Raw genomic sequence first — 25,915 nt, 5'->3', positions numbered from 1 at the left:
TCATGAAAAGCACCCGGCCCAACCCGATTCCCCACCTGATAGCGGCGGTCGCCGAGCTCAGCTTCGCGCTGCGCGACCTCGACGCCGCACGCCCGGACGTCGTCGTCCATGGTCCGATCTCGCAGGACGGTGAGGAGTACGTCGACGAGATCGCCGCCCTGACCGCCCTCATCCTCACGCGCCTCCGCGAGGAGAACGGCACGTGAACCGACTCACAGTCCGAGCCGACGAACACCTCGTCACGTTCTTAGAAGTCGTACCAGTGGCCCACCACCCGGCGGCCCAACCAGCCGAAGGCGAAGAAGACCAGTACCCCGAAGAGTGACGCGGCAATGATCGCTGCGAACAGCTGAGGAGATTGCAGGCGTGACTGATAGGTACTGATCAATGAGCCCAGACCAGGCGTTCCGCGGCTGAAGAAGAAGTCGCCGACGATCGCACCGACGATGGTGAGCCCTGCGGCGATGCGGAGTCCGGCGAAGACCGCCGGCATCGCCGCGGGCAGTTCGAGTCGCCAGAGTCGCCCCCAACGACTCGATTTCTCGAGCAGGAACAGGTCCCGCTGCCCGGGATCGGTCGAGCGCAGACCGAAGAGCGTGTTCGACACGATGGGGAACAGCGAGATCATCACGCACACCACGATCCGCGCGGGGAGGTCGTAGCCGAACCAGAATCCGATCAGCGGCACCAGCGCGAGGATAGGGATGCACTGCAGGATGACGGCATAGGGGAACAGCGAATCCTCGACCCAGCGCGCCTGACTCATCGCGATGGCCCAGGCCATGCCGATGATGATCGCGGCGGCCAGTCCCAGGGCGGCGACGAGCGCAGTGCGCGAGAGACCGACGGCGATGTCGCTCAGAGTGGCCGGATCGAAGAACACCGCAATCACCTGGTGCGGTGGCGGAAGGAGGAACTGCCGGCTCGGCTCCAGCACCAGGTAGCTGACGAGATAGGCGATCGCGATCGCGATCAGGAGCACCAGGAGGGGCGCGACCCAGTTGACTCGGCCGCGACGGCGGCGGAGCAGGGTCTGTCGGGTACTCGAGGAGGCGCTCATGCCGAATGTCCTTCGCGGAGGTGGTGGGCGACCTGGCTCGTGACCTCGGCGAACTCCTTCGAGAAGCGGAAGTCGGGGTCGCGCGGATGGCTTTCGGGAATCCGGATGTCGGCGCGGATCGTTCCCGGCCGCCCCGACATCACGATGACCCTGGTACCGAGGTACACGGCCTCGGCAACGGAGTGCGTGATGAACAGGCCGGTGAATCGACGGAGACTGAAGATGCTGCTCAGCTCGTCGTTGAGGCGCTCCCGTGTGATCTCGTCGAGCGCACCGAAGGGCTCGTCGAAGAGGAACAACTGCGGGTCGCGCACGAGTGAGCGGGCCAGGGAGACGCGCATCCTCATCCCCCCGGAAAGCGCGCGTGGATAGTGCTGCTCGAAGCCGGTGAGCCCGACGAGATCGATGGCGTCGGCCGCACGCTGCGCTCTCTCCGCCGCCGGAACCCCGGCGATCTCGGCGAGGAGTTCGACGTTGCGGCGCACGGAGCGCCAGGGCAGCAGCGTGGCATCCTGGAACACGTAGCCGATCTTCTCGGTCGCGACGCGGACGTCGCCGTCGGTGATCGTCTGCAGGCCGGATGCCACGCGCAGCAAGGTGCTCTTGCCGCAGCCGGAGGGGCCGACCACTGTCACGAATTCCCCGGGCAGCACGTCGAAGTCGATGTCCTTCAGCGCTGTCGTCCCCGTGGGGAAGGTCAAGCCGGCGCGCTCGAAGGAGAGCACCGGATGTCGCGGACGCTCCGTCAGCGAGCGGCCTGGGTCCGGATCCGGGTAGCCGGCTTCCCTGCCCACTGGGAGGTGTTGTGGTGCTGACATGTCTGTTTCTCCTGGTCGCATGGAGCGGGTGGGCAGGGACGCCTGGGCTACTCGCTGGTGATCGACGTGTCGATGAACTGGTTGGTGAAGACGTCAGCCGCGGTCAGGCCGGGCTTGATCGTCACTCCCGACGCGCCCAAGGTCTTCGTCAGCAGCTCGAACGAGCTGTCGGCCCGGGTCTGCTCGAAGCTCCCCATCGGCACAGAGAGGTCGGTGCCGGTCATCGTCTGGTACTTCTTGGTCGCCGCGATTCCCGCGTCCGCGACACCGGCCGAGTAGACCCAGCCGGTGTTGTATTGCTCGGCGAGCGTCACGATGAGGTCGTTCGTCGCGGTCGGATCGGCGAGGTACGCCAGTTCGGAGCGCTGCAGCACCGGAACGAGCTTCTCCAGGCAGGGCGCCAGCGTGGTGAGGTCGCCGGAGCGGATGGAGAGGGAGTCAGGGTAGACGTCGTACCCGGCATCCTTGACCAGCTGGTACTTGACCGGCTTCCCCCACTGTGCGACCTCGTGCTCGTAGATGTACGGCTCCGAGGTCACGAAGCCGTCCTGGGCGATGCTCGGGTCGCTCACGAATCGCGCGGGGGTGCCATCGTAGGTCGGGTCGATCTGCGAGGCCTTCAGCACGCCCTGGGCCACCAGGGCGTCGGCGAAGAGAGCGCCCTTGGGCACGACGACGGCGGCATCCGTCTTTCCGATGTCAGCGATCGAGTTCCAGTCAGGGTGAGTCGCCGGATCCCACATCAGCATCAGGGGGCTGAGCTGCCGGGTTGCGAACACGCCGATCGTGGGTTGGGAGGTGGCGCCGGCGATCCGGTCCTCCGTGGTCACGCTGCCGAGAGTGATCGAGGTGTCGGTGTACATCTGGGAGGCCACGGGCTGGTAGCCGATCGCCGACCCCCCGGATCGGACTTCGATCGTGACTCCGGTGTCTTTCCCTCCATCCACGAGCGTGCCGGTGACGCTCTTCTTGGAGGTGTCGATCACGCGATCGGGTCCGACGAGGTTGTAGAAGGGGGCCTGGTCGACCTCGGGCTCCCAGGTCGCCTGCACCACGACCGTGGCCGGGCAGACTCCGCTGAGCGTGCTGGCTGCATCGGCGGCAGGGATGGCGGCATCCGAGGTGGGAGCCGGGGTACTGCCGGCACAGGATGCGAGCGACGCACCGACCACGATGACGAGTGCAGCGACGAGGGGACGCCGGAGACGATGTGCGGGGCTGTGAATCATGGGGATGAGCCTTTCGGATGGGCGCCGGGGTGCCGACGTCAGAAGAGGGAGGTGCAGAGGCACGAGCACCAGGATCGTGCTGTGGTGACAACGAGTCTGTCACTTGTAGGACAAGTTGACCACACTTCTCATACAAGTTAATGAAGTCGAAACACGCGAGAAACGTCGGGCGGGCACACGTCCGAACAAGCACCCCCGAAAGAGGCACGCAGAGGCTCAGCCCCGGGTGACTCTCCGTACCAGTACGTTGCGCAGCTGCGTCGGCGCCGGCAGCTGCACCTCACGGCACCAGTACGCCACGTCGCCCGCCGCACCGAGGCCGCAGTAGCTCAGCACGAGAGCAGGCTCGGGGGCATCGAGATGCATCGCCGCACGCTCGTCGTCGGAGAGAGCCTCGGCGGCCAGTGACACCGTCTCCCAGGCCACAGCCACGCCATTCAGTCGCTCGGCGAGGTCGAACACCGGTTCGGTGGCATCGAGCTCGTCGCGCGCATCCGCACCGGAGCGCCCGCCGACGATCGGGATGACGTCGTCGGCGAGCACATACGCCCGGCCGTCGGCACTCCACACCTTGCGCGTGCGCAGCACCGGCGTTCCCGGGGGAAGATCATGGAAGGGCTCAGGGGCACCCGGCACGGGCATGGCGATCACGTCATACGACGCCGACACCAGCCTCAGCCCCGGCTCGTAACCCGCTCGCGCGATTGCCACGAGGTGATCGCGCTGCTGATCGACGCGGGTCCCGAGCATTCCGAGGTTCGAGTTGATGACCGTTCGGGCGCCGTGCGAGCGATGGATGTAGCCGCGCTCCTCGAGGCGGATGAGGGCTTCGCGCACCGAGGTGCGGCTCGCTCCGGTCTCGGCCGCCAGCTGCGGTTCGGAGGGCATCCGTCCGTGTGCCTCATTGACCCGGGTCCAGATCGCGATCAGGGTGTCGATGAGATCTTCGGTCTCAGAGCGACCCTTCGACATCCAGACACCTCCCCCAGATCAGATCGAGCAGCAGGCATACGACCATCGGCGCCGATTCTACGGCATGCCGCCCGGGGTCCCGCGGGACACCCCGGAGCCGAGAATGCGAGCCAGCCACTCCTGCCGCGCTCGGATCATCCTGCGCGCGAGCGACGATTCCGGCACGAAGACGTCGAAGGCGTGAAATCCTCCGGGCCAGACGTGCAGTTCGGCGTCGCCCCCGGCAGCCCAGATCGCCGAGGCGTACGCCACGTCTTCGTCGCGGAAGATCTCGGCCGAGCCGCAGTCGATGAACGCGGGCGGGAGTCCGGAGAGATCGGTGGCTCGCGCGGGGGCGGCATAGATCGACACGGCATCCGTTCCCCGCCGCTCGCCCAGGAGAGCGGTCCACCCGGTGCGATTGCTTTCCCGGTTCCACGGCCCGCCGCCATCGGCCTGATGACTCGACGTCGACGTCGTCGTCTCCCGGTCGTCGAGCATCGGGTACATCAGCAGTTGACCACACAGCGCCGGCCCGTGGCGATCGCGCGCGAGCAGCGCCGTGCCGGCCGCAAGTCCTCCTCCGGCACTACCGCCGACGATCATCAGGCGATCCGGATCGACTCCCAGCTCCCCGGCGTGCCGATCCATCCAGAGCAGTCCGGCGTAGCAGTCCTCGATCGGCGTCGGGTCGGGGAACTCCGGCGCGAGCCGGTACTCCACGGTCACCGCCACCGCATTGAATCGGTGGAGGGCATCGAACAGGGCGGTCACCCCGGTCCAGCGATCGCCGAGGATCATTCCGCCACCGTGCACGTGGTAGAAACCGGCGCCCGTTCCCGTTCTGCCCTTCGGCCGCAGGATCGTCACGCCGATCTCCGCTCCGTCATAGCCGGTGACGACGGCGTCGTCCGCTTCGATCCCGGCGTCGTCGAGCATGCGCTGCGTCACCTCCCCCGTCTGCTCCCTGCGCAGGCGCGGGATCGCATCCGCAGTGATCGTCGATCGGATGTCGGCGGGCAACTGGGCCAGTGCGGTCGCCAGCTCGGGATCGAGCAGTGGATGCGCGGAGCGGGGGACGATCATGTCAGCCCTTCCATGTAACAAGGATGTAAACCCTATCGAAACTTGTCCAACAAGTTTGCCAACTACTTGTATGACAAGTGTACTCTGCTGTCACGAGGGCGTCGCTTCGAACGTCCCGCGAGGAGATAGGACCGACATGAGTGCGCCCACCGAAACAGTTCACCTCACCGCCGAAGCGGTGACCGACGAGAACTTCCGACCGTTCGGCGTCGTGCTCCATGCGTTGGAGGACGGGACACCGTTCACCGACGAGGAGGCCGCGCTCGACGTCAGCGAGGGAACACCGCGCTTCTACCTGATGACCCTGCGAGACAAGCCGCTCCAGTTCACTCGCATCACCCGCCATCTGCACACGACACAGACGCTGATGGCGGCCGGGGGTGCCGAGTGGTTCATCGCAGTGGCACCGGCAAGAGGGCTGTCGGAAGGCGAGGTGCCGCTCGTGGACGACATCAAGGCCTTCGCGATCCCCGGCGACGTCGCCATCACCATGGCGAAGGGGACGTGGCATTCCGGACCGTACTTCGCGGCGGAGGAACTCGCCTTCGTGAACCTGGAGCTCTCCGACACCAATATCGTCGACCACCACTCGTACCAGCTCGATCGCGAACTCGGCATCCGCATCGTCATCGACCCGGCATGATCGGCGCGACGCTCCCGGTCCCATTGCCCGACGCCCCCGCCAGGCTCGCACGGCTGAGCCGCGAAGCCCACAAACAGGCCAGCATCAGCGACTACCCGACTCCACCCTGGAACACGAACCACCAGGCGGGCACGAGTGTGCTGATCGTGGGCGGTGGGCAAGCCGGTCTGGTCACCGCCTACGGGCTCCGCCGCAAGGGGATAGCCGGGGTTCTCGTGGTCGACGCCGCGCCCGAAGGCTCTGCCGGCCCCTGGGACACCTACGCGAGGATGCACACCCTCCGCACCCCGAAGGACATCAAGTGGCCCACCTGGGGGGTGCCCGCGGCGAGCCCACGCGCCTGGTTCGACGCGCGGTACGGGGAGGACGCCTGGGAGCGGATAGACCAATTCCCCACCGCGGACTGGCACGCGTTCCTCGAGTGGTACCGCATCTCGATGGGGATCACGGTGCGCTTCGACACGACGGTGACCGAGATCAGCGGCGGCTCGGGGAATTCGCCGTTCCGTGTCGGTGTCCGCCACCACGACGGCTCCCGTCACACCGTCACAGCTCAGCGTGTGGTGCTCGCGACCGGCCTGGAAGGCGCGGGGGGCAGGAACATCCCTCGCGAGCTCTTCGCCGGCATCCCCACCGACCGGTACGCGCACACGCACGACCGAATCGACTTCGCAGCCCTCGCTGGCCAGCGGATCGGTGTTCTGGGCGGGGGTACAGGAGCGTTCGACAACGCGGCGACGGCGTTGGAAGCCGGAGCCGCCAGCGCCGTGGTGCATCTGCGGCGCCCGGCGATGCCCACGGTGAGCCCCTATCGCTGGATGGAGTTCCCCGGGATCATCGAGCACTACGCATCGTTCACAGATGAGCAGAAGTGGGCGTTCAACGTGCATCTGAGCCGGGTGGACCAGCCGGCGACTCAGAACGCGATCTGGCGGGCCTTCGCCTTCGAGACCTTCGCCTTCCGCTGCGCCTCCCCGTGGAATTCGGCGACCTGGACGGGAGAGGAGATCGTCGTGCGCACCCCACAGGGCGAGGAGCGCTACGACTTCGTGATCGCCGCCACCGGCATCTCCGTCGATGTCTCCCAGCGTCCCGAGTTGAGCGATCTCGCCGAGCACATCATGCTCTGGCGCGACAGGCTGGCCCCGGAGCTGATCGAGCTGATGCCGCACCTCGGGGCCTACCCCTATCTCGATGAGCACTTCGGGCTGCGCAGCGCGGATGCCGGCCACGAGCAGCGGCTGAGGAGGATCCACTTGTTCAACCACGGCGCACGTCTGAGTACGGGAGTGCTCAGCCACCAGATCTCCGGCCTGTACGGCGGGGTGCGCCGCTTGGTCGATGGAATAGCCGACGGGTTCTTCCGCGACGCTTCGTCTGCGCTTCTCGAACAGTTCCTGGGCTTCGACACCCCTGCAGGAGTCGTGATCGGACCGCGGGACGATGCCCAGCTGTTCCCGTCCGCACGGAGGCACGAACGTGCCTGACCAGTGGAATGCCTTCGTGCACGGCCCGTCCTTGATGGTTCCTCCGACCGGCCCGGGCAGCCTGGACGGTCTGTCTTTCGGGGTCAAGGACATCATCGACGTGCGCGGCTTGCCCACCGGATGCGGTCTCGAGTTCTCGGGGCCGGCCGCCGAGCGCTCCGGCCACGCTGTCGCCGCCTTGCTCCACGCGGGCGCGAGCTGCGTCGGGAAGACGACGACCGACCAGTTCGCCTTCTCGCTGAGCGGAGCCGACACCGCGACACGACATCCGATCAACCCCCGAGACCCGTCCCGTCTGGTCGGCGGCTCTTCGTCGGGGTCGGCTGCCGCCGTCGCCGCCGGGCTCGTGCCCTTCGCGCTCTCCACCGACACCGCCGGATCCGTGCGTGTCCCGGCATCGTATTGCCGAGTCGTCGGATTCCGGCCGAGCTGGGGCGCTGTCCCCCTCACCGGTGTCACACCGCTCGCGCCTCGTTTCGACACGCTCGGCTGGCATGCGCGCGACGTGCGGACGGCGGCGAGGGTAGGCGCGGTGCTCCTGCCCGAGGAACCTGAATCGGCGCCCTCCGTGCTGCGCTCGGCGCTCCTGGTCGACGAGGTGATGAGTGCGCTCGATCCGGGCCTGGCGGCCTCGGTCCTCGAGGCGACGGCCGCGCTGGGGCGTGAGCACGGATGGGCGACGCACCGGCTCCGTCTGGGCATCTCGCTCCGGGAGATCGGACGTGCCTTCCGCCAGTTGCAGTTGCAGGACATCGCCGCCACTCCCCGGGATTCCGCCGGGCTAGACGCAGCGCTCCCCCGCGTGCGCGAGAGATTCGCCGGGGCAGTGGCCTCCCGGGTGGAACCAGAACTCATCTCCCGCGTCGAGGCGGCAGTGCTCGACCTTCTCGCGGCTCTCGAAGAGGGCGCGGTCCTGGTGCTCCCTGCGGCGGGCGGGCCCGCCCCGACGCGCGACGACATCGATTCGGATGCGTATGCCGCGCACCGGGATCTCAGCATCGCCCTGAACGCCCTCGCCGGACTACTCGGTGCCCCGTGCCTGGTGCGGCCGCAGAAGGAAAGCGAGGTAGGGATCGCCTACGTCTCCGCCCCGGGGACGGACCGGATGCTCCTTCGAACGCTGTCAGAAGGCGAAGTCGCGCCCCTGCCGCATCACGACGCCCTGCTGACGGAGTTCTACCGCTACGAGCGCGCTCTGACGTGCGGTGACCTGGACACCCTCGACGCCTTGTTCGCGGCGAGTTCCCCGTGCATCCGTTTCGCGCCGGAAGGAGCCGCCTACGACCGGTCGTCCATCGCGGCCTTGCGCACCGCGCAGACTCGGCCGGCGACTCCGAGAGAATTCCTGCATGTCTCCGTCGAGTCACTGAGTGACGAGATCGCCATCACCGCCCTGCGCTTCCGACGGGTCCCCTCGGGCGTCTGCGGCTACCAGACCCAGACCTGGCAGCGCGACCCCGACGGATGGCGCATTCGCATGGCGCACGTCTCCATCACCGACTCCGCCGGGTGACACCCGGCAGCGACGCGAGAATCACGCGCCCGCCGACCCGACGTGCACCGGAAGGGATCGGGTGCTCTTCGGCTCGGCGGCTCTCCGCATCGCCTCGTCGACGGCAGCGACCGCGCTGCTCGCGAACCCGATCGCGACGGTGCGGCGCTCGTCGAGCCAGGCTCCCTCGAACAGCGCGGGGCGGATCCTGTCCGCCCAACCACCGCTGCCTTCCACCACGACGACGGGAGTGCCGAAGTCGTACGCGATCGTGAGTTCGTTGAGGGTTCCGGCACCGCCGCCGATCATCATCAGGGCATCGCAGCACCGGGCGGTCAGCAGATTCCTCATGGTGCCCATGCCGGTCGGGAAGGCGATGTCGAGGTCAGGACTGGCACGCGAATAGTCTGCCTCCGGCAGGAAGCCGACCACGAAGCCCTCCGCCTCACGGGCGCCCTGAGAGACAGCCGCCATCACTCCAGTGGTCCCGCCGCTGACCAGCACGGCCCCCGCCTTTGCGATCTCCGCGCCGACCTGCCGGGCAAGGCGCATGATCTCGTCTCCGGCGCTACCCGGGATCTCTCCCGAGCTCCCGATGACCCCGATCGTCGTCTTCCTCATATCTCCTCCACACCGGCCGCGATGATCAGGCGTCGGTCTTCATAGTCCTGCCACCTGATCGTGGCGAGATCCAATGGCGTCCTGGCCGCTGTGGCGAAGGATGCCGCGGAGGCCCCTGCGACGGCAGCGGCCACGAGGTCGCCGGATTCCGCCATGGCGGAAGCACAGGCACCCCCGAAGACGTCGCCGGCTCCGGTCGGGTCGAACTCCCCTGAGTCGCGATACACCGGAACGTGCCATCGTCGCCCCTCGCACGACACCACGGCGCCTTCCTCACCGCACTTCAGCACGACGGACTCGGCGCCCCACGCATGAAAGGCGTCGAGGAGTTCCGCCGGCTTCATCCCGGGCAGGAACACCGCTGCGTCCGAGGTGCTGGGCAAGAACACGTCCACTGCGGGGAGGACCTCGCGGAGCACCCCGCTTCCTTCTCGTCGCAGTTGATCCCTCTCGGGACAGTCGAGCTGCAGGTATCCGACCCCTCGCAGGCCGGCGACCAGATCACGCACGCGAACAGCCGGCAGCAGACCGAGGTGCCAGGCCTGCCGATTGCGCTCGTCCCTCGGGCCATCCGCCGAGAGGCTCAGGTCGTGCACGGTCGGCAGCAGCGCGAGCACGAGCTCCTCGCGACGGGTGTTGTCGATGAATCCCGCCCGGTCGTGAGGGGGAATGTCAGCGAGCATCGCTTCGTCGGCGGGCTGGATGCGAGATCCATCCTGCGCGTAACTGAACGTCACTCGGGTGCTCGCCAACTCGTTCCGGCGTATGACGCCGCGGGCGTCGATCCCCAGCTCGGCGAGCCGGGCGAGTGCCCGGGCCGGATAGTCGGCGCCGACGACGGCGTGCACCGAGGCGGCTCGCCCGACGAGCCAGGCGCCAAGGGCGGCCCAGAAGGCATTTCCGCCCAGACGATTCACATCGTACGAGCCATCGGGGTAGCGCACGGCATCGATGCTGAATCCGCCGAGAACGTGGGCACCCGTCATGTCTCAGGCCCGGCGGTCTTCTTCGAAGGCGATCCTCACGAACTCGTCGACGACCGATCTCAGCGGTCTCGTCGCGATCCGCACCGTGGGCCGGGACACCGCGCTCGCGACGGGCCGTCGGTCCACGCAGGTCATCCCACGAGTAGCGGTGCCCGTCAACTCGACCACGACCGGTGCCTCCAGGCATTCGGCAAAGCCGCCATCGATGGCGAGCACGGCCGCGGCCGGGTCGTGCAGGGGAAACCCGACCACGCCGAGGTCGCGTCGATTGAACTCGAGATACCGGGGAAGCATCCCGCGAACGAGGTCGACCCCCGCCCTGTGCGGCGCCGACGAGATCCTCTCGATCTCACGCTGCGTGATGCGGCACTGCATCGTGAAGTCCAACGGCACGAGCGTGATGTTCTCGAGCGCGGCGAAGACCTGATCGGCCGCTTCCGGATCATGCCGGATATTGGCCTCGGCATGGGCTTCCATGTTGCCGGGCACACCGATCGCACCACCCATGATCACGACCGAGCGAAGCAACGACCCCAGGGCCGGCTCGAGGGCGAGGGCGAGGGCGACGTTGGTCAGTGGGCCCGTCGCGAGAAGTGTGAGCTCGCCCGGGCGGTCGCGGGCCAGTCGAACGATCTGTTCGGCCGCCGAATAGTCGACGAGAGCCCCCGGTGGTTCGCTGGCGGAGGCCATGCCGCCGATCCCGTCGTCACCGTGCACCTCGGATGCGTAGCTCACCGGCTGGTTCAGCGGCTCAGCGCCTCCACGAGCGATCGGAACGGCGCCCAAACCGAGTTCGGCTAGCACCTGGCGGGCATTTCGCGCGGCCTGAGCTGACGACGTGTTGCCGTGCACGCTTCCTACGGCCACGATCTCCGTTCTTCCCGAACGCGCCAGATACAGCGCAGCCATCGAGTCGTCGATGCCGAAGTCCATGTCGAGAATCAACGGGAGCGCACTCATCGGGATCGATTCCTTGTCGCGAGGGGATCAGAACAGCTCAGCGGCCTGCGTCTGATTCTCGCACATGTCCCACAACTTACGCGTTCTTGTCATACAAGTTGGGGAATGGTTGGATACCACAAAAGGCGATTCGGTTCGCGATCCGCATCCTCACCGAAGGAAAACGAGCAACAAAAAAGGCCCCTCAGTGAGGAGCCTCGTCTTGCTGGGGTACCTGGACTCGAACCAAGAACAACTGAACCAGAATCAGCCGTGTTGCCAATTACACCATACCCCACCGGCCGCACCGAAGCCCGGGCCGACGGTTTACTTTAGCCTATCCGGGCCGTCTGTCCAAAAGCGCCCGAGCGCTCGCGCGAGACGGGCCCCGGCCGTAGCGTGGAGGACGTGAGCACGAAGACGATCGGCATCCTCCTGTTCGAGAACGTCGAGGAACTCGACGCCGTGGGGCCCTGGGAGGTGCTCGCTTACTGGACCCTCCACCACCCCGAAGACGGCTACGAGGTGCGGATGCTCGCCGACACGCTCGACCCCGTCAGTTGCGCCAAGGGCCTCCGCCTGCTGCCCGACACGACGCTCGCGGAGGCTCCCGCGCTCGAGGTTCTGATCTACCCGGGCGGGCAGGGCACCCGCCCGCGACTGAAAGACCCGGCCGAACTCGACTGGGTGCGCCAGCAGCGCGCATCCGTTCCCCTTCTCGCCAGCGTCTGCACGGGCGCACTGGTGTATGCCGCCGCGGGAATTCTTGCCGGCCGACCCGCCACCACGCACTGGCAGTCGCTCGACCTGCTCTCCGAACTCGACCCGAGCATCCAGGTGCAGGCAGAGGCGCGCTTCGTCGACGACGGCGACGTCGTCACGGCCTCGGGCGTCTCGGCCGGCATCGACCTCGCCCTGCACCTCGTGGCCCGCCTTGCGGGGCGAGAGCGCGCCGTCGAGGTGCGGCGCGGCATCCAGTACGACCCCGAACCGCCCGTGTGACGCCGGGTTTCGGTGCATCTGAGCATGAGTGGTGGCCTATAGGGGCTCGGTCACTCTGAAATGCACCGTTACTCGCCATCAGCTGCGCACCGGGCGGATGCGGTCGTTGCGCAGGTGCTCGTAGACCACCGACGTACGCACATCCGCGACCTCGGGCCGCTCGGTGAGACGATCGATGACGAAGGCATACAGACTCTCGTTGTCGGGCACGGCGACGTGGATGAGGAAATCCTCCGATCCCGAGGTCACGAACACCCCGAGCGTGTCCGGCAGCGCACTCACCCAGTTGCGGAACGCCTCGATGTTGCGCCGCGAGGGCGGCCGGATGCGCACAGCGATCAGGGCCTGCACGGGCCGGCCGATGGCGGGCAGGTCCACGTCGAGCGTCGCACCACGGATCACGCCGCGTTCGCGCAGCGCCCGCGTGCGGTCGAGCGCGGTGGTCGGCGAGACCCCCACGGCCGCCGCGACGTCGCGATTCGTGCGCCGCGCATCCGTCTGCAATTCGCGCAGGATGGCCGTATCTAGTTCGTCGAGCATCGCGGAAAATCCTCTCAGATCGTATTAAGTACGGCCACATTGTAGACATCTCGGATGTGTGCTTACCCTCTTCCTCGCCAGCCGAATTGAGGAGAACCGTGACCATCGAGCATCCGACGCCACCCGCCTTCGCCGTCGACGAGATCGAGACCGGCGAGTCCACCCGATCCGCCCGCCTGAAGTGGGCGATCGTGGTCGACACCGCCCTGCCGCCCGGGCGCATGGTGAACGCGGTGGCGTGCGTCGCGTCGGCCACCGGGGTCGCGATCGGCGGGCTCGAGGGGCCGGACGGCACGGACGCGAGCGGTCAGGCGCATCCGGGACTGCCCTGGGCCGGATGCACGGTGCTCGGCACCACCGCCGAGCGGCTCGAGAACGTGCGCACCAAGGCGATCGCCGCCGACGGTGTCTGGCTGGCCGACATGCCGCTCAGTGCGCAGACGACCCGCGTGTACGACGACTACCTCGCCACCCTCGCCGAGACCGCACCGGCCGACCTCGCGGTGTGCGCCCTCAGCGTCGTGGGCCCGCGCGCCACCGTCGACGCCCTCGTGAAGAAGCTGCGCCTGCTCTGAGCTGCGTGCGTTCCGGGAGCGCCCGCACCCAGAGCGAGGCGGCGGGTAGGCTCTCGGCATGGCGGGATCGGGTCACGAGGATGCGGAACTCGGCGGGCGGCGACGCGGGCGGCGACGCGCAGCGCGGGGCGACACACGCAGCATGATCCTCGAGGCCGCCACCGCCGAGTTCTCCGCACACGGATACGACGCCGTGTCGATGCGGGCGGTCGCCCGGCGGGCCGGCGTCGATCCCGCACTCCTGCACCATTACTTCGACGACAAGGCGGCCTTGTTCACGGAGAGCATCGGGGCTCCGGTGCGGCCCGACCGCGTTCTCGCCGAGGTGCTCCGCGGCCCGCGTGACCAGGTCGGAGAGGCGCTCGTGCGCATCCTGCTCACCACCCTCGACTCCGAGCCGGCGCAGGGCCGAGTGCTGGGCATCATCGCCACCGCCCTTCGACAGCCGTTCGCGGCCGGCATCCTGCGGCAGTTCCTCGTGCGCGAGGTGCTGCATCAAGTGGCCCAGGAGTTCGGCGACGATGCGGGAGACGATGGCGAACTCCGTGCCACGCTCGCCGCCTCGCAGATCGTGGGCCTGATCGTGGCCCGCTACGGACTCCGAGTCGAACCCCTCGCGAGCGCACCCGTCGACGAGCTCGTCCGTCGGGTCGGACCGGTCATCCAGTGGCATCTCGCGGGCGATCCGGAGGGCATCGCCGCCCGTACCGACGACTGACGGCGAACGGATGCTTCCCGCACACTCTTGACGCCGAGGGTCTCGGGTCGAATAATTCATCACATGGTGAATTCGCTCGCGATCGAGTGCGACGCCCTGCGCGTGCGGCGGGGCCGCGAGGAGGCGCTGCACGACGTCGACCTGCGCATCCAGTCGGGCAGCCTGGTCGCCGTGCTGGGCCCCAGCGGAAGCGGCAAGACCACTCTCCTGCGCTCGATCGTCGGCGCACAGCGCATCACCGGAGGGCAGGTCACCGTGCTCGGCTCCCCCGCCGGTTCGGCCGCGCTCCGCCGGCGCGTGGGGTACGTCACGCAGGAGGCGAGCGTCTACGACGACCTCACCGTGCGTCAGAACCTCGGCTATTTCCGTTCCATCGTGGGCGCACCCCGGGGCGATGTCGAGCGCGTGCTCGACGCCACCGGCCTCGCCGATCTCGGCGGCCGGCTCGTCGCGTCGCTCTCCGGCGGTCAGCGGAGCCGCGTCTCGCTCGCTGCGGCGCTTCTCGGCGAACCCGAACTGCTCGTGCTCGACGAGCCGACCGTGGGACTGGATCCGGTGCTCCGCGTGCAGCTCTGGAACGAGTTCCGCGCTCTCTGTGACGCCGGCACCACCCTCCTCGTCTCGAGCCACGTCATGGACGAGGCGACCCGCTGCGACCGCCTGATCCTGCTGCGGGAGGGCACCGTGCTCGCCGACGACACGCTCCCCGCCCTGCTCGCCGCGACCGGGGCGACGGATGCGGAGGACGCCTTCCTGAGGCTCGTCGCCGCCGAGCCCGGCGGTGCCGCATGAACGCCCGCCGAACCCTCGCCACCACCGGCCGGGTGCTGCTGCAGATCCGCCACGATCCGCGCACCATCGCTCTGCTGCTCGTGGTGCCGAGCCTCCTGATCGGCCTGATCGCCTGGCTCTTCACCGACACCGGCACCTTCCAGCAGATCGGCCCGGCCGTGCTCGGCCTCTTCCCGTTCATCACCATGTTCCTCGTGACGAGCGTCTCCACCCTCCGGGAGCGCCGCTCCGGCACACTCGAGCGTCTGCTGACCCTGCCGATCGGCCGATCGGACTTCATCCTCGGCTACGCCCTCGCCTTCTCGCTGCTCGCCATCGCGCAGGCTCTCGTCGCGGTGGGATTCGCGGTCTGGGTGTGCGGACTGGAGGTGGAGGGCCCGATCGGGCTGCTCGTCGTGGTCGCCGTGGCCGACGCCATCCTCGGCACCGCACTCGGTCTGCTCGCGAGCGCCTTCGCGCGCACGGAGTTCCAGGTGGTGCAGTTCATGCCGGCGCTCGTGTTCCCCCAGGTGCTTCTCGGCGGCATCCTGTTGCCCCGCGATCAGATGCCGGAGGTGCTGCAGGCCGTCTCCGACTGGCTGCCCCTCTCCTACGCGGTCGACGCCCTGAACTCCGTAGCGGCCGGCGACGCGGTGGGTGAGGTGGGCCTCGACCTGCTCGTCATCGCCGCCTTCGCCGTGGGCGCGATCGTGCTGGGCTCCCTCACCTTGCGCCGGCGCACCGCCTGAAGGAACTCCTTGCCCCGAAACGCCTTGAATCCGAGATTCTTGGGCGGGAAGGGGCGAGAAGTCGGGGTCAGACGGGCTCGACGCCGGCCGGCACCCGGGAGAAGAGGCCCGGGTACTCCACGACGAACCCGAACTCGTCGACCACCACGTCGCGCGTGAAGTCGCTGTCGAGCGACTGGTAGCGGTAGACGTCGGGCAGCAGCCGGGTGTAGCGCTGCGGGTCGGCCGTGACCGTCATCGTCGGCACATCGACGTAGGCGCTCACGATGTCGGCGCTCTGACCCACCTCAATCCCGAGCCGTCGCACGGGCAGCGTGTTGCTGAACGGGGTCGCGCTGATGTCGACGTCGATCGCGGCATCCAGGTGGCGCAGCAGGCGTCCGTCGTCGCTCGTCCAGCGGCCCTCGCCCCGCGAGCGCATCTCCACGCAGCGACTGCTCGACGTCTCGGAGACGCAGACGTACCGGGTGCGCCACAGTTCGTCGACCTCCACCCGGTAGTACACGTCGAAGGGGACCGGATCGGTGCCCACGATGTGACCCACGGCGACGCATCCGCCGTCGTCGATGATCACCGTGGTCTCTTCGAGCCCGGTTCCGGATGCGGGCGCCCAGGCGAGCGAGCGCGTCACGCTCTCCATCGCATCACCCCCGGCCGGTCGGGCGAATCCTGTGCGAAGAAATCTACTCCTGGTCGGCGGCCTTGCGAACCCCCGATTTGCGAGCGGCTGCCCGCTGACGGAGATAGGCGAACAGGGCGGAACCGACGGTCAGCACGACGATGCCGATCAGCACCCACTCCATGTAGCGCTCGACGATCGACGCCACCGACGGGATCGAGCCGAGCGCGTAGCCCAGCCCGATGATCGCCGTCGTCCAGAGCGCCGCTCCGAGGGCATTGAACCCCGCGAAATGGGTGTACTTCATCTTGCCGACACCGGCGGCGACCGGGGCGAAGGTGCGCACCACTCCGACGAAGCGGGCGATGGTGACGGCCCAGCCGCCGAATCGGTCGAAGAAGGCCTGCGTGCGGTCGACGTTCTTGCGGCTGAAGATGCCGGAATCGCGCCGCTCGAAGATCGCCGGCCCGGCGCGCCGGCCGATCACGTAGCCGAGCTGGTCGCCGAGGAACGCGGCCACGAAGACGCAGAGGATGACCACCGCGAGCGGGAACGGGATCGCCCCGGTGAAGGTGAGCAGTCCGGTGAAGAAGAGGAGGGTGTCGCCGGGTAGGAAGAAACCGATCAGGAGGCCCGTCTCGGCGAACACGATCGCGCAGACGATGAGAAGGCCCCACGCTCCCGCACCTTCGATGGCGCCCTGCATGTTGAAGAGGTCGGTGGGCGCCATGGATCTGACCCTAGTGCGTTCGCCTGCACAGCGAATCCATGCATTCTCAGCCGGATCGGTGGGCGACAGGGGCCCTGCGGAGTGGCAGGCTGGAAGCATGCAGTTCGGTCGCCAACTGACACCCGACGAGTTCTGGACGCATGTCGACGAGACGGATGCGCGACTGCGCTCCACCTTCGCGCCCACCCACGCCTTCGGCCTGGTGCGCTGGCCCGGATTCTCGATGGTGACCGAGTGGGATTTCGGCGGCCAGACCCGCGTGCTGTCGTATGCCCGGGCGATGCCCGCGGTCATCCCGCCGAGCCCGCGAGCCGACGAGGATCCCGCCGCGGTGGGTGGGTTCGCATCCGATCGCGACGGCTACCGCGATTCCCCGGCGACCCGCGACCACGCCGACGCCGACGACGACGCCGCCACCCTCGCGTCGCTCGAGGCACGCCTCACCGGCGCCGGCGGCAGCGCCGCCGCCGAGGGTGCCTCGACGGTCGCGGCGTCGGCCGCCGCCTTGTCCGACCCCTTCGACGTGCACGTGCACTGGCGCACCGGCGACAGTCGCGCCGTCGTGGACCGGCTGCGCCACCGCGAAAGCCTGCTCCAGGCGCGCACCACCTCCTGGTACCGTCCCGTCTCCCCCACCGAGCACCTGCCCGACCGCATCGTCGACCTCAAGGTCGACGGCCGGCGCGAGCCGTTCGAGGTCTGGGTGCGCGGCGCCGTGTGGTGGGCGGCCACGACGCTCGGCGGTCGCACCCTCGCGGTGGTGGCCCGCGACGTGCCCTTCGAAGACGTCGCACTCCTCCGCGTGACCGACATCGAGCCGTACATCGACGGGCGACGGCTGTGGCTCCGCCGGATGCGCGGCGAAGCCTGATTGCCGACTTGGCGCGAGAATCGGCGAGACCTGCCAGATCGGCGGTGCCACGCCCGACCGCCGAGCGATACCATCTCTCAACCCCGCACCATCGAAGGAGCACGACATGAGCGACTACGCCGTCATCAATCCCGCCACGGGCGAAACCCTGCGGGAGTACCCCACGATCAGCGACAGCGAGCTCGAGGCCGCGATCGGCGCCGCCTCTGACGCCTTCGAGGGCTGGTCGCGCAAGGTCGGTGTGGCGGAGCGGGCGGCGCTGATCGCGCGGGTCGCCGAATTGCACACCGAACGCCGCGAGCAGCTCGCCGAGATCGTGGTGCGCGAGATGGGCAAGCCGCTCGAGCAGGCCCTCGGCGAGGTCGACTTCGCCGCCGCGATCTACCAGTACTACGTCGACAACGGCGCCGAGTTCCTCGCCGACGAGCCCATCGAACTCTCCGACGGCACCGGCTCCGCGTTCATCCGCCGCGCCGGACTCGGTGTGCTGCTGGGCATCATGCCGTGGAACTTCCCCTACTACCAGGTCGCCCGCTTCGCCGGACCGAACATCGTCGCCGGCAACACCATCCTGCTCAAGCACGCACCCCAGTGCCCCGAGTCGGCCGCCGCGATCGCCGACATCTTCGCCGAGGCAGCCGCATCCGTCGGTGCACCGGCGGGCGTGTACGTGAACATCTACGCCACCAACGCGCAGATCGCCACCGTCATCGCCGACCCCCGCGTGCAGGGCGTCTCGGTCACCGGATCCGAACGGGCCGGCGCCGCCGTGGCCGAGCTCGCGGGCAAGCACCTCAAGAAGGTCGTGCTCGAGATGGGCGGCTCCGACCCCTTCATCCTGCTCTCCACCGACGACGTGGATGCGGCGGTGCAGGATGCCGTGAACGCCCGTCTCGACAACAACGGCCAGTCCTGCAATGCCGCCAAGCGCTTCATCGTGCTCGACGGCCTCTACGACGACTTCGCCGCCAAGTTCACCGAGGCGTTCACCGCGGCGCAGCCCGCCGACCCGATGGCCGAAGGCACCGTGCTGGGCCCGCTCTCCTCCGCCGCCGCAGCCGAGCGGCTCAGCGAGCAGGTCGACCGGGCCAAGGCGCAGGGCGCCACCGTGCTGGCCGAAGGCTCCCGCTCGGGCAACTACTTCGGCCCCACCGTGCTCGCCGACGTCACCCCGCAGATGGACGCCTACCACGAGGAGTTCTTCGGCCCTGTCGCCGCGCTCTACCGGGTGGCCTCCGAAGACGACGCCGTGCGCCTGGCCAACGACACCCCGTTCGGCCTCGGCTCCTACGTCTACACCACCGATCCCGAGCAGGCCCTCCGCGTGGCGGACGCGATCGACGCCGGCATGGTGTGGATCAACCTCGTGCTCGGCGACGCCGCCGAACTGCCCTTCGGCGGCGTGAAGCGCTCCGGCTCCGGCCGCGAGATGGGCCGCTTCGCACTGGAAGAGTTCGTGAACAAGAAGCTCATCCGCATCGCGTAGAAGGGGCGTCGGCGCCGATCGGTACCAGCGGTGGGCGTGCCTGTACCTCCGGCGGATGCAGCGGCACTTGCGGCCGCCGTAACGTGCCGGGAATGACGTCACTCCCTTCGACGGCGATCACGGCCGCCGGTCCGCTGCTCACCGTCGACCTCGATGCGGTCGCCGCCAACACCCGGTTCTTCGCCGCGCGCACCGCAGGCGAACTGATGGCCGTGGTCAAGGCCGACGGCTACGGCCACGGCGCCGTCGCCGTGGCCGAGACGGCCCTGGCCAACGGAGCCGCGCGGCTCGGCGTCGCCACGATCGACGAGGCGCTCGCGCTGCGCCGAGCCGGCATCGCCGCGCCGATCACCTGCTGGCTGAGCCATCCGGGAGACGACTACCAGGGCGCCGTCGACGCCGGTGTCGACCTCGCCGCTCCGAGCGTCGACCACCTGCGATCGATCGCCGGCACCACGGGCGTCGCCCGGGTGCACCTGCACCTGGACACCGGCATGGCCCGCGACGGCGCCGAGCCGACCGGCTGGATCGACCTCTGCCGCGAAGCGCGGCATGCCGAGCTCGCCGGCCGCATCCGGGTGGTGGGCCTGATGGGTCACCTCGCCGACGGCGACGACCCCGGAGCACCGAGCAACCGCCTCGGCCGCGCGCTCTTCGAGTGGGCGCTCGATGTCGCCCGGCTCACCGGCCTGGATCCGCAGATCCTCCACCTCGCCGCGACCTCGGCCACCCTCACCCTGCCGAGCACCCACTTCACGGCCTGCCGGGTGGGAGCCGGACTGGTGGGCATCGATCTCTCCCGCACCGCGCGACTCACGTCGCCGATGACCCTCACCGCACCCCTGCTCCTCGTGCGGAAGGTCGCGCTCGGCACCTCGGTCGGCTACGGGCACGACTGGGCGGCTCCACGCTCGACCCGGCTCGGACTCATCGGTCTCGGCTACGCCGACGGCCTGCCCCGCAGTGCGACCGGGCGGGCGGAGGTGCTGGTGCGGGGGCGGCGGCATCCAGTGGTCGGGCGGATGTCGATGGACCAGGCGGTGATCGACCTCGGCGATTCCGGCGCCGGCGTGGGCGAATCGGTCACCGTGTTCGGGCCCGGTGGATCGGGCGAACCCACGGTCACCGAGTGGGCGGACTGGGCGGGCACGATCGAGCACGAGATCGTCACCCGCGTCGGGAGCCGGGTGCGACGGCGTACGGTGGGCGGATCGCGGCGCGGCTCGGCCGGCGAGCCGCTGCAGCTGCAGGCCACCGGGGGTGTCGCGTGAGCCGCCTGCAGGCCGTCGTGATCGGCGGCGGACGCAACCCCGAGCACGAGGTGTCGCTGGCCTCGGCCGCAGCGGTCGCGGCGGGGCTCGACCGATCGCGCTACGACGTCATCGCCCTCACCATCGACCGGGCCGGGCACTGGCGCGACGACGCGGGGATCGAGATCGGCTTGGCGCGCGCGATCGACGTGCTCCGCGGATGCGACGTCGCGATCCCCATGGTGCACGGGCGACTCGGCGAAGACGGCGCCCTCGCCGCTCTCTGCGAGCTGACCGGCGTGCCCTACGTCGGGTCGGGCATCGGCGCGGGGGCGATCGGCATGGACAAGCGCGTCACCAAACTGCTCGCGAACGCCGCCGGCATCCCCACCGCCGCTGCCGTGCTGCTGGACCGCACCACGGCGCACGCCTATCGCTTCCGGGAGCCCGTGGTCGTGAAGCCGGTGTCGGCCGGATCGAGCGTCGGGGTGTCGCTCGTGACCTCGGCGGCCGCGCTCACCGATGCCGTCGCGGCCGCGCTCGCCGTCGACGACCACATCCTCGTCGAAGAGCGACTCGAGGGCCGCGAGATCGATGTCGCGGTGCTGCGTCTGGCCGGCGGCGCGACGATCGTCACACCGCCGTTGGAGATCGTGGTCGACGGCGTGTTCGACCGCGGCACCAAGTACGGCGGACACGCCGTCTTCCGGGTTCCGGCGGTGCTGCACGACGAGGAGCGCTGGGAGCTCGAGCGGGCGGCGGAACGGATGTACGACGCCCTCGACTGCTCGGGCGTCGCCCGGATCGACTTCTTCCTCACCTCCGACGGACCGGTGCTCAACGAGGTCAACACCACTCCCGGTTTCACCGCGCAATCGCAGGTGCCGCGGATGTTCGCGGCGGCCGGCATCCGCTACTCCGAGCTGCTCGATCTGCTGGTCGAAGGCGCCCTGGCCCAGCGGCAGACGGCGGATGCTCGGCCGGATGCTCCGCCCTCTGCCCATCCCACTCAGCAGGTCGAAGGATGCTCAGCCTCTCCGGAGATAATGGCATGATGCACTCGCCGATCGTGCGCACCTGGGCCCCCGATGTCGCCATCGGGTTCGTCATCCTGCTGCTGGGCTTCTGGGAGGCCTACACCAACGCGTATTCCGGCTACGCCGGCGGCACGGTCACGCTGGTCGTCGCCCTCGGCACCGCCGTGGCGGTCGCGCTCGTGCGGCACGCCGGATGGTGGTCGTTCGGCATCCTCTGGGCACTCCTGGTGCTGCAGGCCGCCACCACGACCGATCTCATGGTGATCGAGCTCGCGGTGGTGGGCGTGGCCTTCGGGCTCGCGCGCTGGGGCTCACGGCCGCTTCTCTGGGCCAGCGGGCTCTCCATCCCGATCGCGACGTTCTTCGCCATCAGCTACGTCGGCATCCTCGCCAACGGCCTCTGGGGCACCCGGGTGCTGCGCAACGTGATCGTGCCGCTCGTCGACAGCGGCATCTCCTGGCCACTGGTCGTGCTGCCGATGATCGCCGGCGTGCTCGCGCTGCCCTGGTTCGCCGGGCTCGCCGCCCGCTACTGGGGTGCGGCTCGCGCCTCGCAGCGCTCCCAGTCGGAGGCGGAGGCCGAGGCGCTGAGCGCTCAGCTCGAGCGGGCGAGGATGACCGAGATCGCGGCACTCCGGGAGAGTCAGGCCCGACTCGCCCGCGACGTGCACGACGTGGTGGGGCACTCGCTCACCGTCATCCTGGCGCAGGCGGAGTCGGCCCAGTTTCTCGACAGCGCCGACCCGGTCGCACTCAAGCGCACGATGGCGAACATCGCCTCCACGGCTCGCACCTCGCTGCAGGAGGTTCGGGGGGTGCTCGCGTCACCCGACGGCGATCCGGAGCACCGCACCGACCTCGACACGCTCATCGACACCACGCGCGCCAGCGGCAACGAGATCCTCGTGACCGACCTCGGGTCGCCGCGGCCGCTGCCGCCCGAGCTCGCCACGGTGGCGTTCCGGGTGCTGCAGGAGATGCTCACGAACGCCCTGAAACACGGTCGGCGCGACGGCGCGATCGCGGTCACCCGGCAGTGGGACGACCGGTTGCGCATCACCGTGACGAACCACACCGATCCTGTCTCGTCTGTCGGCGGGGAGTCCGAGGGCGCGTCCGGCGACGACCCCGCGACCGGCCTCCCCGGCGGCAGCGGCATCGCCGGGATGGCGCGGCGGCTCGAATCGGTGGGCGGCTCGCTCGAGGTGCACGACTCCCCCACCGGGTCCCCGGTCTTCAGTGTCACCGCTTCCCTGCCCGTGCGCGCGGGGCGCCCGCTCGAGACGGCGCTGCCGTGAGCGAACCGGTGAGCGGCGACCCGCCCACGATCCGCGTGCTGCTCGTCGACGACCAGGACCTCTTCCGCGAGGGCATGCGCGTGATCATCGACGCCCAGCCAGGCCTGGAGGTCGTGGGAACGGCGAGCGACGGGGCCGAGGCCGTGCAGCTCGTCGACGCACTCGCCCCCGACGTCGTGCTGATGGACATCCGGATGCCCGAGCTCGACGGCGTCGAGGCCACCCGCCAGATCTTCCTCCCCGACCGCGCGCAGCAGCGCTCGCACCCGGTGCGCGTGCTGGTGCTGACCACCTTCGACCTCGACGACCGCGCGGCCACCGCCATCCGACACGGCGGGAGCGGATTCATCCTGAAGGACACCACTCCTGCGATGCTGATCGACGCCATCCGCACTGTTCATGCTGGCAACGCCGTGCTCGCACCGCAGAACCTCGCGGCGCTGCTGAGCGGGCGGTTTCCGGAGCGGGCCCCGGCGCCGGAGAGCTTCGGCACGCTCACCGAGAAGGAGCGCGACGTCTTCGACGCCGTGGCACGGGGAGCCTCCAATGCCGAGGTGGCGAAGGCTCTCTTCACCAGCGAGTCGACGGTGAAGACCCACGTGGGCTCGATCCTGCGCAAGCTCGCGCTGCGCGACCGGGTGCAGATCGTCGTGTTCGCCTACGAGTACGACCTGGTCTGAGCGGCCGGTCTCCGGCACCTGAGGTCACTCGTCCGGGTCCGAGGTGCAGAGATCCGGGCACCTGCGGTGGAGCCGATCGGAACCGCGTGCGGATTCGCGAGCCGGCGGCGATGGCGAGGCTGGATCCGATCAGAAAGGATCTCTCGTGCATCTCCGTTCCCTCCTCGCCGCCGCCGCTGCGGCATCCGTTCTCCTCGCCCTCTCGGGCTGCGGTCTCGTGGGCGGTGTGGCCGCGGCGCAGAGCGCGGGCACACCCGACCGCCTCCCCGTCGGCGCCTCCGCCGAGCTCGGCCCCGATGACGGCTTCATCCCGGTGGGCGAGAGCGTGGCGTTGACCGACGACGTGCCGGCCGTCACCCAGCTCGACAGCCGGCTGCGCGACGCACTGCAGCGCGCGGCCGAGGCCGCCGCCGCCAGCGACGTGCGGTTCACCCTGGTCGACGGTTGGCGGAGCGCCCGCTACCAGCAGTACCTCTTCGACCAGGCGGTCGCGCAGTACGGCAGCGTCGACGAAGCGGCCCGGTGGGTGAAGCAGCCCGACCAGTCGAAGCACGTGCTCGGTGAAGCCGTCGACATCGCCACCGCCGACGCCATGGACTGGCTCAATCGCTTCGGTGGCGAGTTCGGCCTCTGCCAGATCTATGCGAACGAGGCCTGGCACTTCGAACTCGCGGCCGACGACACCGGCACCTGTCCGCCGCAGCTCACCGACGGTTCGGCGGGGTGACTAGAGGGCCTTGACCAGCTTGTCGAGGCGGGCGATGGTCTCCTCCTTGCCGAGGATCTCCATCGACTCGAACAACGGCGGCGACACCTTGCGGCCCGCGACCGCCACGCGGAGCGGACCGTAGGCGATGCGCGGCTTGAGACCGAGCCCGTCGACGAGTGCGGTGGCGAGCGCCGCCTGAATGGTGTCATGCGACCACTCCGGCAGGGCGACGTCTTCGAGTGCGTTGATGGCGCCGTTGAGCACGAGCCCCACGTTGTCGGGCAGGGTCGCCAGCGCGTCTTCGGTGTAGCCGAGCTCCTCGGTCGTCACGAAGAAGGGGCCCACGAGGTCAGGCGCCTCGCCGAGCAGCGCCATCCGGGTCTGCACGAGCGGCGCGACCGCCGACAGCATGCCGCGCTGGGCCTCGCTCAGCGGAGCGCTCACCACACCGGCCGCCTCGAGATACGGCACGAGCCGCTCGGCGAAGTCGTCGACCGCGAGCAGACGGATGTGGTCGCCGTCGATCGATTCGGCCTTCTTGAGGTCGAAGCGCGCCGGGTTGGGCAGCACGTCGACCACGTCGAAGGCGGCCACCATCTCGTCGAGCGAGAACACGTCGCGATCGGGCGCGAGCGACCAGCCGAGCAGCGCGAGGTAGTTCACCAGACCCTCGGGGATGAAGCCGCGGTCGCGGTGGTGGAACAGGTTCGACTCGGGGTCGCGCTTGGAGAGCTTCTTGTTGCCCTCGCCCATCACGTAGGGCAGGTGGCCGAAGCGCGGAACGAACGTGGTGATGCCGATGTCGATGAGCGCGTGGTAGAGCGCGATCTGCCGTGGGGTCGACGAGAGCAGGTCTTCGCCGCGCAGCACGTGGGTGACGCCCATCAACGCGTCGTCGAGCGGGTTCACCAGCGTGTAGAGCGGATGGCCGTTCGGCCGCACGATCACGAAATCGGTGAACGACCCGGCCGGGAAGGTGATCTCGCCCCGCACCAGGTCGTCGAACGACAGATCGGTGTCGGGCACCCGCAGCCGCAGGGCCGGCTCCCGGCCCTCGGCGCGGAAGGCGGCCTTCTGCTCTTCGGTGAGGTCGCGGTCGAAGTTGTCGTAGCCGAGCTGCTTCGCGCGGCCGGCGGCCTCGTTGCGGGCGTCGATCTCCTCGGCGTTGGAGAAGCTCTCGTAGACGTGGCCCGACTCCAGCAGCTGCGCGATGACGCGGCGGTAGATGTCGTAACGCTGCGACTGCCGGTAGGGCGCGTGCGGGCCTCCGACGTTGACCCCCTCGTCCCAGTTCAGGCCGAGCCAGGTGAGCGCGTCGATGATCTGCTCGTAGCTCTCTTCGGAGTCGCGGCTCGCATCCGTGTCCTCGATGCGGAAGATCATCTTTCCGCCGGTGTGCCGGGCGTAGGCCCAGTTGAACAGGGCGGTGCGCACGAGACCGACGTGCGGAGTGCCGGTGGGGCTCGGGCAGAACCGGACGCGGACGTCGGCTCCGGTGGCGGTGGAGAACGGATGCGGGGAAGTTGCGCTCATGACCCGTCGATTCTACGGGGCGGCGCTCGTCGAGG

General features: G+C 69.0%; 28 protein-coding genes and 1 tRNA gene. 16 read left to right on the top strand and 13 right to left on the bottom strand.

The window, feature by feature from the left end; genetic code table 11:
• Positions 1-2 precede the first annotated feature (2 nt).
• Entirely contained in the window at positions 3-206 is a 204-nt protein-coding gene (locus BLW00_RS15060) for a hypothetical protein (protein WP_092555574.1), read from the top strand.
• Between the two features lie 41 nt (positions 207-247).
• Here the strand turns inward: BLW00_RS15060 and BLW00_RS15055 are convergent, their stop codons facing one another.
• The 5 genes from BLW00_RS15055 to BLW00_RS15035 all read right to left on the bottom strand — a co-directional run bounded on the left by BLW00_RS15055 (position 248) and on the right by BLW00_RS15035 (position 5,144).
• Complete coding sequence (locus tag BLW00_RS15055; protein ID WP_092555572.1) at positions 248-1,060, bottom strand: ABC transporter permease; 813 nt, start codon at positions 1,058-1,060, stop codon at positions 248-250.
• Positions 1,057-1,878: an ABC transporter ATP-binding protein gene (locus tag BLW00_RS15050; RefSeq protein ID WP_092555570.1), complete on the bottom strand. Its 822-nt coding sequence runs from the start codon at positions 1,876-1,878 to the stop codon at positions 1,057-1,059. Before BLW00_RS15050 ends, BLW00_RS15055 begins: the two co-directional genes overlap by 4 nt.
• 47 nt (positions 1,879-1,925) lie before the next feature.
• Positions 1,926-3,107 (bottom strand): hypothetical protein, encoded by a 1,182-nt coding sequence (locus tag BLW00_RS15045; protein WP_092555568.1) that lies wholly within the window; start codon positions 3,105-3,107, stop codon positions 1,926-1,928.
• Positions 3,108-3,323: 216 nt separating this feature from the next.
• A complete protein-coding gene (locus BLW00_RS15040; RefSeq protein ID WP_092555566.1) occupies positions 3,324-4,079 on the bottom strand; it encodes a GntR family transcriptional regulator in 756 nt (251 codons plus the stop codon).
• Positions 4,080-4,136: 57 nt separating this feature from the next.
• The gene (locus tag BLW00_RS15035; RefSeq protein WP_092555564.1) at positions 4,137-5,144 is read right to left on the bottom strand and encodes an alpha/beta hydrolase; all 1,008 of its coding nucleotides are present in this window, start codon (positions 5,142-5,144) and stop codon (positions 4,137-4,139) included.
• Positions 5,145-5,280: 136 nt separating this feature from the next.
• On the opposite strand from BLW00_RS15035, the gene BLW00_RS15030 reads away from it, so the two are divergent.
• Genes BLW00_RS15030 through BLW00_RS15020 form a run of 3 tightly spaced genes read left to right on the top strand, consistent with a single transcriptional unit; the run spans position 5,281 to position 8,787 of the window.
• The gene (locus BLW00_RS15030) at positions 5,281-5,787 is read left to right on the top strand and encodes an ureidoglycolate lyase (protein ID WP_092555562.1); all 507 of its coding nucleotides are present in this window, start codon (positions 5,281-5,283) and stop codon (positions 5,785-5,787) included.
• The gene (locus BLW00_RS15025) at positions 5,784-7,274 is read left to right on the top strand and encodes an FAD-dependent oxidoreductase (protein ID WP_092555560.1); all 1,491 of its coding nucleotides are present in this window, start codon (positions 5,784-5,786) and stop codon (positions 7,272-7,274) included. Before BLW00_RS15030 ends, BLW00_RS15025 begins: the two co-directional genes overlap by 4 nt.
• Positions 7,267-8,787, top strand: coding sequence for an AtzH-like domain-containing protein (locus BLW00_RS15020; protein WP_175494299.1), 1,521 nt, complete (start codon positions 7,267-7,269; stop codon positions 8,785-8,787). The genes BLW00_RS15025 and BLW00_RS15020 overlap by 8 nt, the downstream gene beginning before the upstream one ends.
• A gap of 21 nt (positions 8,788-8,808) precedes the next feature.
• On the opposite strand, the gene BLW00_RS15015 is transcribed toward BLW00_RS15020, so the two are convergent.
• The 4 genes from BLW00_RS15015 to BLW00_RS15000 all read right to left on the bottom strand — a co-directional run bounded on the left by BLW00_RS15015 (position 8,809) and on the right by BLW00_RS15000 (position 11,610).
• Complete coding sequence (locus BLW00_RS15015; protein WP_092555556.1) at positions 8,809-9,387, bottom strand: TIGR00725 family protein; 579 nt, start codon at positions 9,385-9,387, stop codon at positions 8,809-8,811.
• Complete coding sequence (locus BLW00_RS15010) at positions 9,384-10,373, bottom strand: carbohydrate kinase family protein (RefSeq protein ID WP_092555554.1); 990 nt, start codon at positions 10,371-10,373, stop codon at positions 9,384-9,386. The genes BLW00_RS15015 and BLW00_RS15010 overlap by 4 nt, the downstream gene beginning before the upstream one ends.
• Positions 10,374-10,376: 3 nt before the next feature.
• Entirely contained in the window at positions 10,377-11,333 is a 957-nt protein-coding gene (locus BLW00_RS15005) for a nucleoside hydrolase (RefSeq protein WP_092555552.1), read from the bottom strand.
• Between the two features lie 205 nt (positions 11,334-11,538).
• Positions 11,539-11,610, bottom strand: a tRNA-Gln gene (locus BLW00_RS15000).
• Positions 11,611-11,720: 110 nt separating this feature from the next.
• On the opposite strand from BLW00_RS15000, the gene BLW00_RS14995 reads away from it, so the two are divergent.
• On the top strand, positions 11,721-12,314 hold the full coding sequence (locus BLW00_RS14995; protein ID WP_217634388.1) for a DJ-1/PfpI family protein: 594 nt from the start codon (positions 11,721-11,723) through the stop codon (positions 12,312-12,314).
• A gap of 78 nt (positions 12,315-12,392) precedes the next feature.
• On the opposite strand, the gene BLW00_RS14990 is transcribed toward BLW00_RS14995, so the two are convergent.
• Entirely contained in the window at positions 12,393-12,854 is a 462-nt protein-coding gene (locus tag BLW00_RS14990) for an Lrp/AsnC family transcriptional regulator (protein ID WP_092555548.1), read from the bottom strand.
• 98 nt (positions 12,855-12,952) lie between these two features.
• Here BLW00_RS14990 and BLW00_RS14985 point away from each other — a divergent pair, with 98 nt between their 5' ends.
• From BLW00_RS14985 to BLW00_RS14970, 4 genes are all read left to right on the top strand, one after another.
• Complete coding sequence (locus BLW00_RS14985) at positions 12,953-13,429, top strand: DUF2000 domain-containing protein (protein ID WP_245741610.1); 477 nt, start codon at positions 12,953-12,955, stop codon at positions 13,427-13,429.
• Positions 13,430-13,487: 58 nt separating this feature from the next.
• Positions 13,488-14,147: a TetR/AcrR family transcriptional regulator gene (locus tag BLW00_RS14980; RefSeq protein ID WP_245741609.1), complete on the top strand. Its 660-nt coding sequence runs from the start codon at positions 13,488-13,490 to the stop codon at positions 14,145-14,147.
• Positions 14,148-14,210: 63 nt separating this feature from the next.
• Positions 14,211-14,939 (top strand): ABC transporter ATP-binding protein, encoded by a 729-nt coding sequence (locus tag BLW00_RS14975; protein WP_092555544.1) that lies wholly within the window; start codon positions 14,211-14,213, stop codon positions 14,937-14,939.
• Positions 14,936-15,667: an ABC transporter permease gene (locus tag BLW00_RS14970; protein WP_092555542.1), complete on the top strand. Its 732-nt coding sequence runs from the start codon at positions 14,936-14,938 to the stop codon at positions 15,665-15,667. The genes BLW00_RS14975 and BLW00_RS14970 overlap by 4 nt, the downstream gene beginning before the upstream one ends.
• A 67-nt stretch (positions 15,668-15,734) precedes the next feature.
• Here the strand turns inward: BLW00_RS14970 and BLW00_RS14965 are convergent, their stop codons facing one another.
• Entirely contained in the window at positions 15,735-16,307 is a 573-nt protein-coding gene (locus tag BLW00_RS14965; RefSeq protein ID WP_092555540.1) for a putative glycolipid-binding domain-containing protein, read from the bottom strand.
• A 43-nt stretch (positions 16,308-16,350) separates the two neighbouring features.
• Positions 16,351-17,016 (bottom strand): DedA family protein, encoded by a 666-nt coding sequence (locus tag BLW00_RS14960; RefSeq protein WP_175494298.1) that lies wholly within the window; start codon positions 17,014-17,016, stop codon positions 16,351-16,353.
• Between the two features lie 97 nt (positions 17,017-17,113).
• On the opposite strand from BLW00_RS14960, the gene BLW00_RS14955 reads away from it, so the two are divergent.
• The 7 genes from BLW00_RS14955 (at position 17,114) to BLW00_RS14925 (ending at position 24,365) form a co-directional block, all read left to right on the top strand.
• A complete protein-coding gene (locus BLW00_RS14955) occupies positions 17,114-17,887 on the top strand; it encodes a hypothetical protein (protein ID WP_175494297.1) in 774 nt (257 codons plus the stop codon).
• 106 nt (positions 17,888-17,993) lie between these two features.
• The gene (locus BLW00_RS14950) at positions 17,994-19,373 is read left to right on the top strand and encodes an NAD-dependent succinate-semialdehyde dehydrogenase (protein WP_092555534.1); all 1,380 of its coding nucleotides are present in this window, start codon (positions 17,994-17,996) and stop codon (positions 19,371-19,373) included.
• Between the two features lie 92 nt (positions 19,374-19,465).
• On the top strand, positions 19,466-20,644 hold the full coding sequence (alr, locus tag BLW00_RS14945) for an alanine racemase (protein ID WP_092555532.1): 1,179 nt from the start codon (positions 19,466-19,468) through the stop codon (positions 20,642-20,644).
• A complete protein-coding gene (locus BLW00_RS14940) occupies positions 20,641-21,678 on the top strand; it encodes a D-alanine--D-alanine ligase family protein (protein ID WP_092555530.1) in 1,038 nt (345 codons plus the stop codon). Before alr ends, BLW00_RS14940 begins: the two co-directional genes overlap by 4 nt.
• Positions 21,678-22,958, top strand: a complete 1,281-nt coding sequence (locus BLW00_RS14935; protein ID WP_175494296.1) for a sensor histidine kinase — start codon at positions 21,678-21,680, stop codon at positions 22,956-22,958. Before BLW00_RS14940 ends, BLW00_RS14935 begins: the two co-directional genes overlap by 1 nt.
• The gene (locus tag BLW00_RS14930; RefSeq protein WP_092555526.1) at positions 22,955-23,638 is read left to right on the top strand and encodes a response regulator; all 684 of its coding nucleotides are present in this window, start codon (positions 22,955-22,957) and stop codon (positions 23,636-23,638) included. Before BLW00_RS14935 ends, BLW00_RS14930 begins: the two co-directional genes overlap by 4 nt.
• Before the next feature lie 145 nt (positions 23,639-23,783).
• Positions 23,784-24,365, top strand: coding sequence for a M15 family metallopeptidase (locus BLW00_RS14925; RefSeq protein ID WP_092555524.1), 582 nt, complete (start codon positions 23,784-23,786; stop codon positions 24,363-24,365).
• Here the strand turns inward: BLW00_RS14925 and gltX are convergent, their stop codons facing one another.
• Positions 24,366-25,880, bottom strand: a complete 1,515-nt coding sequence (gene gltX / locus BLW00_RS14920) for a glutamate--tRNA ligase (protein WP_092555522.1) — start codon at positions 25,878-25,880, stop codon at positions 24,366-24,368.
• Positions 25,881-25,915 lie beyond the last annotated feature (35 nt).

The sequence above is a fragment of the Herbiconiux ginsengi genome (genome assembly GCF_900107435.1).
Lineage (GTDB): Bacteria > Actinomycetota > Actinomycetes > Actinomycetales > Microbacteriaceae > Herbiconiux > Herbiconiux ginsengi.
This window is presented reverse-complemented; position numbering and strand designations above follow the sequence as displayed.